Raw genomic sequence first — 14605 nt, forward strand, 5'->3', positions numbered from 1 at the left:
GATCAGGCGGCCTCGGCGGCCAGCTTCTGGGCCTTTTCGACCGCTTCCTCGATCGGGCCGACCATGTAGAAGGCGGCTTCGGGCAGATGGTCGTATTCGCCGGCCACGATGCCCTTGAACGAGCGGATGGTGTCTTCCAGCGAGACGAACTTGCCCGGCGAGTTGGTGAACTGCTCGGCCACGAAGAAGGGCTGCGACAGGAAGCGGCTGATCTTGCGGGCGCGGGCCACGACCAGCTTGTCCTCTTCCGACAGCTCGTCCATGCCCAGGATGGCGATGATGTCCTTCAGGGCCTTGTACTGCTGCAGCACTTCCTGGACCGAACGGGCGACCTGATAGTGCTCTTCGCCGATGACCAGCGGGTCCATGATCCGGCTAGTCGAGTCCAGCGGGTCCACGGCCGGGAAGATGGCCTGGGCGGCGATGTCGCGGCTCAACACGGTCTTGGCGTCCAGGTGGGCGAACGAGGCGGCCGGGGCCGGGTCGGTCAGGTCGTCGGCCGGGACGTAGATGGCCTGGATCGAGGTGATCGAGCCCTTCTTGGTCGAGGTGATCCGTTCCTGCAGGTTGCCCATCTCGGTCGCCAGGGTCGGCTGATAGCCCACCGCCGACGGGATGCGGCCCAGCAGGGCCGACATTTCCGAACCGGCCTGGGTGAAGCGGAAGATGTTGTCGACGAACAGCAGAACGTCCTTGCCTTCCTCGTCGCGGAAATACTCGGCCTGGGCCAGGCCGGTCAGGGCGACGCGGGCGCGGGCGCCCGGCGGCTCGTTCATCTGGCCATAGACCAGGGCGCATTTCGAACCCTCGGTCGAGCCGTTGTTCTTGGCCGGGTCCACGTTCACGTTGGACTCGATCATCTCGTGATACAGGTCGTTGCCTTCACGGGTGCGCTCACCCACCCCGGCCAGAACCGAATAACCGCCGTAGGCCTTGGCGATGTTGTTGATCAGTTCCTGCATGGTCACGGTCTTGCCCACGCCGGCGCCGCCGAACAGGCCGGTCTTTCCGCCCTTGGTGTAGGGGCACATCAGGTCGATGACCTTGATGCCGGTGACCAGGATCTCGGCCGAGGTCGACTGTTCCTCGAAGCTGGGGGCCTCGCGGTGGATCGGGCGGTACATGTCGGTCTTGATCGGACCGGCTTCGTCGATCGGCTGGCCGACGACGTTCATGATGCGGCCCAGGGTGCCCGGACCGACCGGGGCCAGGATCGAGGTGCCCGTGTCGGTCACCGGCTGGCCGCGCGTCAGGCCTTCCGAGGTGTCCATGGCGATGGTGCGGACCATGTTCTCACCCAGGTGCTGGGCGACTTCCAGGACCAGGGTGAAGGGCTCGCCCGTCTTCTGGTCGACGTTCTGGGTCTCCAGGGCGTTCAGGATGGCCGGCAGGTGGCCGTCGAATTCCACGTCGACGACGGCGCCGATCACCTGGGCGATGCGGCCGGTGGCGACGGCGGCCGAAGCCTTCGGCGCGGCGGTCTTCCTGGCGGCGGCGGGAGCCTTGGTCGCGGCCTTGGGCGCGGCGGGCTTCTTGGCGGCGGGTTTCTTGGTCGTGTCGGTCATCGGTTCGTTCCGTTCGGAAGGTCGTGTCGGTATCGGATCAGAGCGCTTCGGCGCCGGCGATGATCTCGATCAGTTCGGTGGTGATCTGGGCCTGGCGCTTGCGGTTGTATTGCAGGGTCAGGCTGTTGATCAGGTCGCCCGCGTTGCGGGTGGCGTTGTCCATGGCGCCCATCTGGGCCCCGAAGAAGCTGGCCTGGTTCTCATACAGGGCGGCCAGGATCTGGGTGGTGATGTTGCGCGGCAGAAGGGTCTCGAGGATTTCCTCCTCGGACGGCTCGTATTCGTAGGTGGCGCCGTTCAGGTCGATCGGCGGGGCGTCGCCGTCGACGACGGCGGGGATCAACTGCTTGGGCGTCGGCACCTGGGAGATGACCGACTGGAAGCGGCTGTAGAACAGGGTCACGACGTCGGCGTTCCCGGCCTCGAACTCCTCGGCGATCAGGGCGGCGATCGGCTCGGCCGCCGGCAATCCGATGACCTTGTGGTCGCTCATCTCGAAGGTGCGGACGATGCGGTCGCCGTACAGACGCGTCAGGCCGTCGCGGACCTTGCGGCCCACGGCGATGATGCGGACGTCCTTGCCGGCCGCGATCAGGCCGTTGATGCGCTCGCGCGCGGCGCGGATGACGTTGGTGTTGAAGCCGCCCGCCAGTCCCTTGTCGCCGGTGGCGATGACGACCAGGTGCTTCTGGTCCTTGCCCGTGCCTGCCAGCAGACGCGGCGCGCCGTCGCCCGAGACGCCGGCGGCCAGATTGGCGATGACGGCGGCCATCTTGCGGGCATAGGGGCGGGCGCTTTCGGCCTGATCCTGGGCGCGCTTCAGCTTGGCCGCGGCGACCATGTTCAGGGCCTTCGTGATCTTCTGCGTGGATTTCACGCTGTCGATCCGATTGCGCATTTCCTTGAGGCTGGCCATCCGGCGCTACTCTCGCTTCTCGGTCAGATCAGGCTCAGGCGAAGGTCTTGGTGAAGGCGTCCAGAACCGACTTCAGCTCGGTCTCCAGCTCCGGCGTCAGGTCCTTCTTGGTCCGGATGCCTTCCAGCAGGCCGGGGTTGGAGGACTTCACGCGGGCCAGCAGTTCCGATTCGAAGCGGCCGATGTCGCCCACGGCGATGCCGTCCAGATAGCCGCGGGTGCCGGCGTAGACCGAGACGACCTGCTCTTCCATGGTCAGAGGGCTGTACTGGGGCTGCTTCAGCAGTTCGGTCAGGCGCGCGCCGCGGGCCAGCAGCTTCTGGGTCGAGGCGTCCAGGTCCGAGCCGAACTTGGCGAAGGCGGCCATTTCCCGATACTGGGCCAGCTCGCCCTTGATGGTGCCGGCGACCTTCTTCATCGCCTTGGTCTGGGCCGAGGAGCCCACGCGCGACACCGAGATGCCGACGTTCACGGCCGGGCGGATGCCCTGGTAGAACAGGTCCGACTCCAGGAAGATCTGGCCGTCGGTGATCGAGATCACGTTGGTCGGGATATAGGCCGACACGTCGTTGGCCTGGGTCTCGATGATCGGCAGGGCGGTCAGCGAGCCCGAGCCGTAGTCGCCGCTCAGCTTGGCCGAGCGCTCCAGCAGGCGGCTGTGCAGATAGAAGACGTCACCCGGATAGGCTTCGCGGCCCGGCGGTCGGCGCAGCAGCAGGGACATCTGGCGATAGGCGACGGCCTGTTTCGACAGGTCGTCATAGACGATCAGGCCGTGCATGCCGTTGTCGCGGAAAAACTCGCCCATGGCGGTGCCGGCGAACGGGGCCAGGAACTGCAGCGGGGCCGGCTCCGACGCCGTGGCGGCCACGACGATGGTGTAGTCCAGGGCGCCCGACTCTTCGAGGGTCTTGACGATCTGGGCCACGGTCGAGCGCTTCTGACCGATGGCGACATAGATGCAGTAGAGCTTGGCGCTCTCGTCGTCGGTCGCGTTGACCGACTTCTGGTTCAGGATGGTGTCGACGGCCACGGCGGTCTTGCCGACCTGACGGTCCCCGATGATCAGTTCGCGCTGGCCGCGGCCGACGGGGATCAGGGTGTCGATGGCCTTCAGCCCGGTCTGCATCGGCTCGTGCACCGACTTGCGCGGGATGATGCCCGGCGCCTTGACGTCCACGCGGCGGCGCTCGGTGAATTTGATCGGGCCCTTGCCGTCGATCGGCTCGCCCAGCGGGTTGACGACGCGGCCCAGCAGGCCCTTGCCGACCGGCACGTCCACGATCTCGCCCAGGCGGCGGACTTCGTCGCCCTCAGCGATGGCGCGGTCTTCACCGAAGATCACGGCCCCGACGTTGTCACGCTCCAGGTTCAGGGCCATGCCCTTCACCCCGGCCTTGGGGAATTCGATCATTTCGCCGGCCTGGACGTTGTCCAGACCGTGGATGCGGGCGATGCCGTCGCCGACCGACAGCACCTGGCCGACGTCCGAGACGTCCGCCTCGACGCCGAAATTGGCGATCTGCGACTTCAGGATGGCCGAGATTTCAGCGGCGCGGATATCCATGGGGATCTCTCTGTCTTCGTCTTCTGGGGCGAGCCGTCAGGCGCGCCGCATTCTTGTTGTCGGCGCGTGCTTACGCACGCTTGAGGGCGAACTTCATCTGGTCGAGCTTGGTCTTCAGCGAGGCGTCGAACAGCTTCGAGCCGACCTTGACCTTCAGGCCGCCCAGGATCGACGGATCGACGCGGACGGTGGTTTCGGGGTCCTTGCCCAGCGCCGTGCGCAGGGCCGACTGGATCGACTTCAGCTGGGCGGCGCTCAGGGCCTGGGCCGACACGACCTCGGCGGCCACCACGCCCGTCTTCTTGGCATACAGGGCCTCGAAGGCGGCGATGACGGCGGTCAGGTCGCGCGCGCGGCCGTTGGCGGCCAGCAGGCCGAGGAATTTCTTGGTCGTGCCGTTGAATTTCGCCTTGTCGGCGATGGCGGTCAGGCCCTTGGCCTGATCGTCCGATGCGATGACCGGCGAGGTCAGCAGGCGGCGCAGGTCCGCGCTCTCCCCGAAGGCGGCGCGCAGCGACTTCAGGTCGGCCCGCACGGCCTCCAGCGCCTTGGTCTCGTCAGCGAGGTCGAACAGCGCCTGTGCATAGCGCTCGCCGACTTCCGTCGTCCTGAAATCGTCAGCCACAGATATAATGTCCGCGCGGTTAGCGTTCCATCGTGATCGAAGCGAACTCTCGCTGCGACCAAAGGCTTGAAATGCTTGCAGAAAGCATACCGGAGACATGTCTTGCGATATGTCATCTGGCGAAGCCGGGCGCCGGATAGCACCTATCCCCCCAAACCGCAACCGAGGCGGCAGGCCGCACCCCGTGCGGATTGCGGCCTAAGAAACCGCAACGCTAGAAGCGCATTTAGGCAATCGCCGCCTGATCGAACCCCGGGACATTCATGTTCGACGTCGCCCATCTCGTGACCGACCCCGCAGCCTGGGCCGCCCTGGTGACCCTTGTGGTCATGGAGGTGGTGCTGGGGATCGACAACCTGGTCTTCATCTCCATCCTGTCGAACAAGCTGCCGCCCGAACATCGCCAGAGGACCCGGCGCATCGGCATTAGCCTGGCCCTGATCATGCGGCTGGGCCTTCTGGCCACCATCGGCTGGATCGTCGGCCTGACCGCCCCCGTCTTCGACCTGGGTCTGGTCGGGCCGCTGAACGCCCATGGCGAACCCAGTTTCGACACCGCCTTCTCGTGGCGGGACATCATCCTGCTGGCCGGCGGCCTGTTCCTGGTGTGGAAGGCGACCAAGGAAATCCACCACACCGTCGATCCGACCCCCACCGACGCCGTGCTCGACAAGAAGGCGGTGGTTCTCAACAACGTCGGCGCCGCCATCTTCCAGATCATCCTGCTGGACCTGGTCTTCTCGATCGATTCCATCCTGACCGCCGTGGGCATGACCGATCACGTGCCGATCATGATGGTGGCGGTGATCGCCGCCGTGACGGTGATGCTTCTGGCCGCCGATCCCCTGGCGAACTTCATCGAGAAGAACCCGACCGTGGTCATGCTGGCCCTGGGCTTCCTGCTGATGATCGGCATGGTGCTGATCGCCGACGCCTTCGGGGTGCATGTGCCCAAGGGCTATATCTACGCCGCCATGGCCTTCTCGGCCCTGGTCGAGGGGCTGAACATGATGGGTCGCTCCTCGGCCCAGAAACGGGCCGCCGCCGAGGAGGCCGCCCGCGCCGCCCTGAACGACCGCGAGAAAGCCGAGCCCGGCGTCTGATCCGGACTCAGTTCCCGGTCTCGGCCGCGACCCGCGCCCGTTCGGCCCGGGTCGCCTCGTCGCGGGCCCGGCGCTCGGCCGCCAGCCGATGCTCGACGGCGACCAGTTCGCGGTTGTTGTCGGCCGAGGCCTCGGCCCGGCTCTGGCCCGCCTTGCGGCCGGTGATGTCGGCGACCGCCACCGGCGTGACGCATCGCCGCTGCTCGGCCCACCACCAGCGGCCGGAGGTTTCGCAGCGGTCCGCCGGATTGCCCCAGAAGACCTGGTACAGGCCCGCCCCTCCGGCCAGCAGGCCGAACAGCAGGAAGAACAGGACGCCCAGCCGCGCCGGGGTCAGAAAGCGTTTGATCATGGCGGCTTTACCCGGCGTTACGTTGACAGGCCTTCCCGTCCGGTCCAATCCCTGCCGCAAGATTCCGGCCAGCTGATGGAATAGCGCAATGAAGGTTCTCGTCCCCGTCAAACGGGTGATCGACTCCAACGTCAAGGCCCGCGTGAAGGCGGACCAGACCGGCGTCGATCTGGCCAACGTCAAGATGAGCATGAATCCCTTCGACGAGATCGCCGTCGAAGAGGCCGTGCGCCTGAAGGAAGGCAAGGATCACCACGCCGCCGGCACGGCGACCGAGATCGTGGTCGTCTCCATCGGCGTGACCCAGGCCCAGGAGACCATCCGCACCGCCCTGGCCATGGGCGCCGACCGCGGCGTCCTGGTCCAGTCGGACGCCGATCTGGAACCCCTGGCCGTGGCCAAGATCCTGAAGGCCGTGGCCGAGGAAGAGAAACCCGACCTGATCCTAATGGGCAAACAGTCGATCGACGGTGACAACAATGCCGTGGGTCAGATGCTGGCCGCCCTGCTGGACTGGCCCCAGGCCACCTTCGCCGGCAAGGTCGAGATCGGCGGCGGCAAGGCCACCGTGACCCGCGAAGTGGATGGCGGCCTGCAGACCCTGGCGGCGGCCCTGCCGGCCGTGGTCACCGTGGACCTGCGGCTGAACACGCCGCGCTATGCGTCCCTGCCCAACATCATGAAGGCCAAGAAGAAGGAGATCGCCATGAAGGCGGTCGCCGACTACGGCGTCGACACCGCGCCACGCCTCAAGGTTCTGAAGGTCGCCGAGCCGCCCAAGCGGTCGGCGGGCGTCAAGGTCGCCGACGCGGCCGAACTGGTCTCCAAGCTGAAATCCGCGGGGGTGCTGTAATGGCCGTTCTCGTCATCGCCGATCACGATGGTTCGGCCGTCCGCGACACCACGAACAAGACGATCACCGCCGCCCTGGCCATCTCGGGCGACGTGGACCTGCTGGTCCTGGGCAAGGGCGCCAAGGGCGTGGCCGCCGCCGCCGCGAAGATCTCGGGCGTGCGCAAGGTGCTGCTGGCCGACGGCGACGCCGTGGGCCACGGCCTGGCCGAGGCGGTCGAGGCGACCGTCCTGCCCCTGGCCGGCGGCTATGACGCCATCCTGACCCCCGCCAACACCGACGGCAAGAATTTCGCCCCGCGCATCGCCGCCAAGCTGGACACGGCGCCCATATCGGACATCATCGAGGTGGTGTCCGCCGATACCTTTGTGCGTCCGATCTATGCAGGCAACGCCCTGGAGACGGTGCAGTCCTCGGACGCCAAGAAGGTCATCACCGTGCGCCCGACCGCCTTCGCGGCCGCCGGCGAAGGCGGCTCGGCCTCGGTCGAGACGGTCGCCGCCGGCGACGCGCCGAAGACGGCCTTCGTCTCGGAGGAAATGGTCAAGTCGGACCGGCCCGAACTGGGCGCCGCCAAGATCGTCGTCTCGGGCGGCCGCGCCCTGGGCTCGGCGGAAGAGTTCCACGCCGTCATGGACCCCCTGGCCGACAAGCTGGGCGCCGCCGTGGGCGCCAGCCGCGCCGCCGTCGACGCCGGCTACGCCCCCAACGACTATCAGGTCGGCCAGACCGGCAAGGTGGTGGCGCCGCAACTCTACATCGCCATCGGCATCTCGGGCGCCATCCAGCACCTGGCGGGCATGAAGGACTCCAAGGTCATCGTGGCCATCAACAAGGACGCTGACGCCCCGATCTTCCAGGTCGCGGACTATGGGCTGGTGGCCGACTACAAGACCGCCGTGCCCGAACTGATGGCCGCCCTGGGCTGATCTTCGATCCGTTTCCGTCCCGGACGCCGGGGCGGGAACGGATCAGAATCGCTGGGCGCGGGCCAGGCCTTCCTGATGGAAGGCGGGATCGCCTAGGGTTTCGTTCAGAACCCGGACCCGCTTCATGAACAGGCCGATGTCGAATTCGTCGGTCATGCCGACGCCGCCGTGCATCTGGACCCCCTCCTGCACCGCCAGTTCGGCGACCCGCCCGGCCTTGGCCTTGGCGATGGCGGCGGCCATGGGGGCGTCGTCACGTTCGCCATCCACGGCCTGGAGCGCGGCCAAGGTGGCGGCGCGGGCGATCTCGATCTCGCTGAACAGATGGGCGGCCCGATGTTGCAGGGCCTGGAACTCGCCGATCAGCCGGCCGAACTGTTGGCGGGTTCGCAGATAGTCCAGGGTGATCCGGAAGGCCTGGTCCCCGGCTCCGACCAGGGATGAGGCCGCGCAGGCCCGGCCGAGGGCCAGGACGCCGTCCAGGATCGCCTCGCCTCCGCCCACCGGCCCGATCACGGCGTCAGCGTCGATCTGAACATCCGCCAGGGTGACGCGGGCGGCGTTATGGGCGTCGACCATGACGGTGCGTTCGATGGCGATGCCCGCGGCCCGGGGATCGACCAGGAACAGGGTGGTCCCCTCCGGCGTCCGCGCGGCCACGATCAGGGCGTCGGCGACATGGCCGTCCAGAACCATGGCCTTGGCGCCGTTCAGACGGAAGCCGTTGCCCGACCGTTCGGCGGTCGTGGCGATGCGGTCGGGCCGGTGCTTGGCGCCCTCGTCCAGGGCCAGGGCGACGATGGCCTGGCCTGCCGCGATGCGGGGCAGCCAGGCGGCCTGCTGGTCCGCCGACGCCGCGCCCAGGGTCCGCGCCGCCAGCACCGCCGTGCCGAAGAAGGGCGAGGGCGTCAGGGTGCGGCCCAGGCTTTCGGCGATGATCCCGGCCTCGACCGCCCCCAGCCCCATGCCCCCATGCGCCTCGGGGATCAGAACGCCGGCGAAACCCATCTCGCCGAAGGCCCGCCACAGGTCGCGCGACACTCCCTCGGCTTCGCGGTCGTCGCGCAGTTTGCGCAGATGGGCGATGGGGGCCTGTTCGTTCAGGAAGCCGTCGGCAGCCCCTTGAAGCAGGGTCTGTTCTTCGGTCAGGATCAGGGGCGCGGCCATCTCTCCGGGATAGGGCCCGCCGCCGCCCGCGGCAAGCGGCGGGGGTGGGTCACGGCGCGGGTCGCAGGGCCCGGGCCAGGAAGGCCGTGACCCGCGGCCAGGCGTCGGCGCGGGCGGCGGCGTTCGCATCGGGCGTTCCGCCGCTGCGATGGGCCTGGCGCGGACCGCCGTCGCCGATCAGGTCATGCCCCGCCTCGGGATAGATCAGGGCCTCGGTCGGCAGGCCCGCCGCCTGGCGCGCGGCGACGATGTTGCGGGCCTGGCGGGCCGAGTTCCACTGGGCGTCCTGCTCGCCCGCGATCAGCATCAGGGCGCCGCCATAGTTTTCGACCGGGATGCGGGCCTCGGCTTCGCGCTCGGGGTGGTCGGCGCGGCCGTTCTCGTGGATGGCGCGCAGGTCCGCCGCGTCGCCCGCCAGCAGCCCCTCGACGAAACCCCGATAGGGCATGAAGGCCAGGGCCTGGCCGTCGAAGGCGAAGGACGACCGCGTGCCCTCGGCCTCCAGCGTCTCCAGGCCCCAGCCCTCCCAGACGAGGTCGCTGGGCGTATAGGCGACGACCGCGTCGATCCAGGGATAACGGCTGGCCGCGATCAGGGCGAACTCGGACCCCTTGGAGCCGGAGAACAGGCCGAACCGCTCGACGTCGGCGCCGGGCATGGCCGCCACGGCGTCGCGCAGCCGCGCCAGCTGGTCCACCGGAATGTCGACGAAACTGCCCGACAGTTCCGGCAGGGCCTTGGGCGGCCCATACTGGCCCCAGTCGGGCGAATAATAGGGCAGGCCCACCGCCACATAGCCCAGCCGGGCCAGGATCGGCCCGAACCGCTCGCCCGCCTCGGTCCCGCCGTCCGCCCCGTGCAGTATCACCACCACCGGTCGCGAGACGCCGTCATCCAGCCGCCAGGCGGCCGCGTGGGGGAATCCCTCGACGGGGGTGCGACGGATGTCCTGGGCCAGGGCGGGCAGGGCGACGCCCAGCATCAGGGTCGCGGCGAGGGCGCCGAAGACTCGGCGGGTGGGTCGGATCATTCTGGTCTCCCGTCAGCGAACCGGTCGCTTGCGAAGAACAGTCGTCGCCGACCGGCGCAACGGATGCAGCCGTCCCTCAGGCCGCCGGCATGGTCCCGGCATTGATGGCGATACGGCCGATCAGCCCCTTGACGATCAGGTCCAGGGCCGAGCCTTCGCGATAGTCGGCGGCGGCGACGAAATTGACCCGGTCTTCCGAGATCAGCCCATAGATCTTGTTCTGGTCCCGCTCGGAATTGCGCGGGTCATAGACGGCGATCGAAAAACCGCCCTTGGTGTGCATCATCTTCATGGTCGGCACGTCGGTGTCGCCGTCGCCCAGGAAGATCATCCGTTCGAACGGCACCGGCCGCACGTCGTCGGGGATGAAGCGGTTGATCTGTTCGTGCTCGTAGTGGTTCAGCACGCCCTTGTTGATGCGGAACAGATACTGGGTCTTGGTGGTGTAGTTGACGCCCACCGCCGGCCAGATGGCCGTGCCGGTCTTGTCGTAAACGAATTTCGACGCGAAGACGTGGCGGAAGGCGTCGCGGATCGGACAGCCTTCGATCATCTCCTCCAGCCCCGCCGAGACGATATAGTGTTCGATCTCAAGGCCATATTGCTGGCCGAAGGCGTCGATGCGCTCGAACCAGCCCTTGCCGGTCAGGTCGGACTTCAGCCCGTCGAACAGCTTCACGTCCTGGCCGTGTTCGCGCAGCATCTTCCTGGTGATCGGCGCCCCGTTCTCGCGCGCCCGCTGCAGCATCAGCTGCATGTACATCAGGATGTTGTCGCCGTCGGATTCGCGCGTCAGACGGTCGGCCTCGCCCCAGAAGTCGCCGATGCCCATGCCCACCGAGGGGATGAAGGTCACCTCCTGCATGTTCCCGCGCGCCAGGGTGCCGTCGAAATCGTAGATCAGGGCGGTCTTCAGGGGGGCGGCCATGCGGCCTCCTAGTGGCGAGTGGCGAGTGGCGAGTGGTTAGTGAAGGCCGTGATGCGAGTCAAAGACGCGCACGCGTCAGCCGCCCTGCTCGCCACTCGCCACTCGCCACTCGCCACTCAGCGAAAGCTCCGGCGGGGCCGCCTCGCCGGCGGCGCTCAGCGGCAGGTGCAGGATGAAGGCGGCGCCCTTGCCCGGCTCGCTCTCCACCTCGGCCCAGCCGCCGTGCAGTTCGACCAGGGCCTTGACCAGGGCCAGGCCGACGCCGGGCCCGCCGCGCTCGCGCCGGACGAAGCGGTCGAACACATTGGGCTGAAGGTGGTAGGGGATGCCGCGCCCGGTGTCGGCGACGCGGATGCGGACCTCGCCCGGCCCGTCCTCGGCCGACAGGGTGACGGCCCCGCCCTCGGACACCGAACGGACGGCGTTCTCCAGCAGGTGATCCAGGGCCTGGCCGATGCGATGGGCGTCGGCGCGGATGGGGGCCAGGCCGGTGGGGCAGGTCACGGTCAGGCTGGCGCCGCGCCCCTCGACCTTGGGCCGCACGGTTTCGCCCGCCTGGTCCAGCAGGTCGCGGACGCGCAGGTCGTGCAGGCTCAGCTCCATCTCGCCGGCGTCGATCTGGGCCATGTCCAGGACATCGTCGATCGAGCGGGCCAGCTGGCTGGCCGCCACCCGGATGGCGCCGGCGTGCTGGCGGCTGCGCTCGGGCAGATCGCCCAGGGTCTCCAGCAGTTCCGAATAGCCGACGATGGTGGTCAGCGGGGTGCGCAGCTCATAGCTGACCGAACCGACGAACTCGCGCTTCAGCGCCTGGCTTTCGGCCAGGGCCGCCTCCTTGGCCTGCAGGGCCTGTTCCAGCTCGCGCCGGGCGGTGACGTCGGAAAAGGCCACCAGGGTGGCGCCGTCCGGCAGGGGGCGGGTGCGCCAGGCGGCGATGCGGCCGTCGCTGGTGCGCCCCTCGCCGGCCACGGCCACCCGGCTTTCGGGGTCCGGATCGGCCACCCGCGCCTTCAGCCCCAGCCACAGGCCGGCGTCGGGCAGGATCGCCTTGCCGATCTCGGCCACCGAATCGAAATCCCCCGCCTGAGCCAGCTGATCGGCGCCGACGCCCCAGAAGGTCTCGAAGGCTTCGTTGTGCAGCCGCATCCGCCCGTCCGACCCGAACACGGCCACCGCGTCGTTCAGCTTGTCCAGGGTCGCGCGCTGGACCTGGATCTGGGCGTTATAGCGACTGCGCAGCTTCAGCTCGTCGGTGATGTCCGAGAACAGCAGCAATATGCCGCCCAGCGGGTGCGGCTGGCGCACGACGCGCAGGGTGCGGCCGTCGGGCAGGGACCAGCTGTCGTCGGGCGAGGCCGCCGAGGCCTCGTAGAAGGCCAGTTCGCGCGCCTTCCAGCCGGCGTAGTCGACCACCTCGGGGATCTGCCGCCCCTGACGCAGCCGGTCCAGAAGCTCGGCGTGGGTCGGGCGGTCGTCCAGCCAGGCGGCGTCCAGGTCGAACAGCGTCTGGAAGGCGGTGTTGTGGAAGGCCAGCCGCTTGGACGGGCCGAAGATGGCCACCGCGTCGGCCAGGTGGTTCAGGGTCTCGTCGTGTGCCTCGACGTGGCGGCGCAGGGTGTCGCGGGTCTCTTCCGCCTCGGTCATGTCGATGGCGAAGGCGATGACCGCCCCGGTTCCGCCCGGCGCCGGTTCGGCCACGATGCGCCAGGCGCGGCGCCGTCCGCCTGAGGCGGTCCAGCGAAAGCCCTCCTGCCGCATGCCGCTGCGCCCCGCCTCGGACGTCAGGGTCTCGACGCCGCGATCGAAGCTCAGGCCCCTGTCGCGCGCGGCGTCCAGGGTGGCGGCCCCCACCTCGTCCAGCCAGGCGCGGTTGGCCCAGGCCAGGCGGCCGGCCGGATCGACCACCCAGGTCGGAACCGGCGAGGCGTCGGCCAGCATGCCCAGACCGCTCTCGGCGGCGTCCGAGGCCAGGCTGGCGCCGGCGGCGTCCAGGGGCGACAGGCGCAGCCAGGCCTCGCCCGACAGGGCCCGGCCGGAAACCCGCCACGGCGCGGGCTGGGCCGGCAGGACGGCGTCGAACGGCGCACCGGTCTGGGTCAGGGCCAGGAGGGGCTCGCCCAGGTGCAGGAACAGGGCGTCGCGCACGGCCTCGGCGTCGTCCGCGTCCAGGGACCGGGTCAGGGCGCGCACCTGATCGGGCAGGCCGACCATGACCGGTTCGCCATCCAGCGACAGCCGCACCTCGTCGAAGGCGGCCAGGGCCCCGTCGTGGCGCGCCCGCTCGCCCTGGGCGGCCAGGATCGCCGCCTCGGCCGCGACCTCGCGCGCGCTCAGTCGCGCCCGCGCCCGCCAGGCCCAGACACTGAGCGCCAGGGCCAGGCCGCAGGCGCCGGCGGTGGCTGCATAGGCGATGTCGGCCTCGGCCATCTCCCTCCACCCGCCAGGGATCGAATCGGATTCACCATAGCGGATTTCGGCGGGCTCCAAAGCGCCGCATTGCGGCCGGCCCCACACGCGGCGATATGTCGGCCATGACCGAGACCTGGACCGACTGGCCCGCGCCGTCGCTGGACGATTTCGCCACCCTGGCGCGGCGCGCCTTCGACGACCTGCCCGACCTGTTCCGCCAGGCGGCGGGCGAGGTGGTGATCCGCATCGACGACTTCGCCGACGACCAGACCCTGGACGATCTGGGCATAGAGGACCCGTTCGGCCTGACCGGCCTGTACAGCGGGGTCGACATCGGCCGGCGTGACGCCATGGGACCAGCGGCGGAACCCTCGCGCGTCTTTCTGTACCGCCGCCCCATCCTGGACGAATGGTGCGAGCGGGGGGACGTCGGCCTGTATGAGCTGATCGCCCACGTCCTGATCCACGAGATCGGCCACCACCTGGGCCTGTCGGACGACGACATCGACGCGATCGAGGACGCCGCCGGCGACTGAACCCGTCCGTTCGCGCTTCGTGAACGGCGCCGCCTGTCCGTTGGCGAAGGCGAGGCGGTTCTCGCCGCAAGGCCGGTGGCGGCAGTGGCGGGCGGCGGCCAGGGTCCGGTCATCGGGGCCCGGCGGTCGGGTCCCCCTGATCCGAGAGCCCGCATGAAGACCCCGATCCGCTCGGCCGCCCTGGCCTCCGCCCTCGCCGCCTGCCTGGCGCTGACGGCGGCTCCGGCCCTGGCCCAGAACGCCGCGCCCCAGACCCCTTCGGCCCACCTGGTCCTGACCTTCGATGTCGGCGCCGAGACCGGGATGGTCATGGTGGCCCTGTTCGACAGCGCTGAAGCCTATGACGCCGGCCGGCCCGTGCGCGTCGCCCGTCTGGACGTGGCCGGCGGTCAGCGGGTCGCGGACTTCGACGGCCTGGCCCCCGGCGACTATGCGGCCAAGGCCTTCCACGACGTGGACGGCGACGGCCAGATGAACACCAACCCCTTCGGCATGCCGACCGAACCCTACGCCTTCTCGAACAACGCCGTCGGCAACATGGGCCCGGCCTCGTGGGACCGGGCGCGCTTCACGGTCGCGGGCGACACCGCCCAGACCCTGCGGCTGAAATAAGGGGGCGGCGTCG

The 14605-nt window shown here is 69.0% G+C and carries 14 protein-coding genes; 5 read left to right on the forward strand and 9 right to left on the reverse strand.

Features of this window, described 5'->3' with window-relative positions:
* Positions 1-2: 2 nt before the first annotated feature.
* The 4 genes from atpD to KF910_RS05160 all read right to left on the reverse strand — a co-directional run bounded on the left by atpD (position 3) and on the right by KF910_RS05160 (position 4673).
* The gene (atpD, locus tag KF910_RS05145) at positions 3-1565 is read right to left on the reverse strand and encodes a F0F1 ATP synthase subunit beta (protein WP_292259303.1); all 1563 of its coding nucleotides are present in this window, start codon (positions 1563-1565) and stop codon (positions 3-5) included.
* A gap of 37 nt (positions 1566-1602) precedes the next feature.
* Positions 1603-2481 carry a F0F1 ATP synthase subunit gamma gene (locus KF910_RS05150; RefSeq protein ID WP_292259305.1) on the reverse strand — a complete coding sequence of 293 codons (879 nt, stop codon included), beginning with the start codon at positions 2479-2481 and terminating at the stop codon, positions 1603-1605.
* A gap of 34 nt (positions 2482-2515) precedes the next feature.
* Positions 2516-4048, reverse strand: coding sequence for a F0F1 ATP synthase subunit alpha (gene atpA, locus KF910_RS05155; RefSeq protein WP_292259307.1), 1533 nt, complete (start codon positions 4046-4048; stop codon positions 2516-2518).
* Positions 4049-4118: 70 nt separating this feature from the next.
* Positions 4119-4673, reverse strand: coding sequence for a F0F1 ATP synthase subunit delta (locus KF910_RS05160; RefSeq protein ID WP_292259309.1), 555 nt, complete (start codon positions 4671-4673; stop codon positions 4119-4121).
* Positions 4674-4936: 263 nt separating this feature from the next.
* Here KF910_RS05160 and KF910_RS05165 point away from each other — a divergent pair, with 263 nt between their 5' ends.
* Positions 4937-5776: a TerC family protein gene (locus tag KF910_RS05165; RefSeq protein WP_292259311.1), complete on the forward strand. Its 840-nt coding sequence runs from the start codon at positions 4937-4939 to the stop codon at positions 5774-5776.
* Positions 5777-5783: 7 nt separating this feature from the next.
* Here the strand turns inward: KF910_RS05165 and KF910_RS05170 are convergent, their stop codons facing one another.
* On the reverse strand, positions 5784-6128 hold the full coding sequence (locus tag KF910_RS05170) for a hypothetical protein (protein WP_292259313.1): 345 nt from the start codon (positions 6126-6128) through the stop codon (positions 5784-5786).
* An 88-nt stretch (positions 6129-6216) separates the two neighbouring features.
* On the opposite strand from KF910_RS05170, the gene KF910_RS05175 reads away from it, so the two are divergent.
* Both KF910_RS05175 and KF910_RS05180 read left to right on the forward strand, forming a co-directional pair.
* Complete coding sequence (locus tag KF910_RS05175; RefSeq protein WP_292259314.1) at positions 6217-6981, forward strand: electron transfer flavoprotein subunit beta/FixA family protein; 765 nt, start codon at positions 6217-6219, stop codon at positions 6979-6981.
* Complete coding sequence (locus KF910_RS05180) at positions 6981-7910, forward strand: electron transfer flavoprotein subunit alpha/FixB family protein (protein ID WP_292259316.1); 930 nt, start codon at positions 6981-6983, stop codon at positions 7908-7910. The genes KF910_RS05175 and KF910_RS05180 overlap by 1 nt, the downstream gene beginning before the upstream one ends.
* A gap of 42 nt (positions 7911-7952) precedes the next feature.
* Here KF910_RS05180 and KF910_RS05185 read toward each other — a convergent pair whose 3' ends face one another.
* From KF910_RS05185 to KF910_RS05200, 4 genes are all read right to left on the reverse strand, one after another.
* Positions 7953-9077, reverse strand: a complete 1125-nt coding sequence (locus tag KF910_RS05185; protein WP_292259318.1) for an acyl-CoA dehydrogenase family protein — start codon at positions 9075-9077, stop codon at positions 7953-7955.
* Between the two features lie 49 nt (positions 9078-9126).
* Positions 9127-10107, reverse strand: coding sequence for an alpha/beta hydrolase family protein (locus KF910_RS05190; protein ID WP_292259320.1), 981 nt, complete (start codon positions 10105-10107; stop codon positions 9127-9129).
* Between the two features lie 76 nt (positions 10108-10183).
* Positions 10184-11035 (reverse strand): HAD family hydrolase, encoded by an 852-nt coding sequence (locus KF910_RS05195; RefSeq protein WP_292259322.1) that lies wholly within the window; start codon positions 11033-11035, stop codon positions 10184-10186.
* A 75-nt stretch (positions 11036-11110) separates the two neighbouring features.
* Positions 11111-13462, reverse strand: a complete 2352-nt coding sequence (locus KF910_RS05200) for an ATP-binding protein (protein WP_292259323.1) — start codon at positions 13460-13462, stop codon at positions 11111-11113.
* Between the two features lie 104 nt (positions 13463-13566).
* Between KF910_RS05200 and KF910_RS05205 the strand changes: the two genes are divergently transcribed.
* Both KF910_RS05205 and KF910_RS05210 read left to right on the forward strand, forming a co-directional pair.
* Positions 13567-13980, forward strand: coding sequence for a metallopeptidase family protein (locus KF910_RS05205; protein WP_292259325.1), 414 nt, complete (start codon positions 13567-13569; stop codon positions 13978-13980).
* Between the two features lie 153 nt (positions 13981-14133).
* Complete coding sequence (locus tag KF910_RS05210) at positions 14134-14592, forward strand: DUF2141 domain-containing protein (RefSeq protein WP_292259326.1); 459 nt, start codon at positions 14134-14136, stop codon at positions 14590-14592.
* Positions 14593-14605 lie beyond the last annotated feature (13 nt).

This window comes from Brevundimonas sp., assembly GCF_019636155.1.
GTDB lineage: Bacteria > Pseudomonadota > Alphaproteobacteria > Caulobacterales > Caulobacteraceae > Brevundimonas.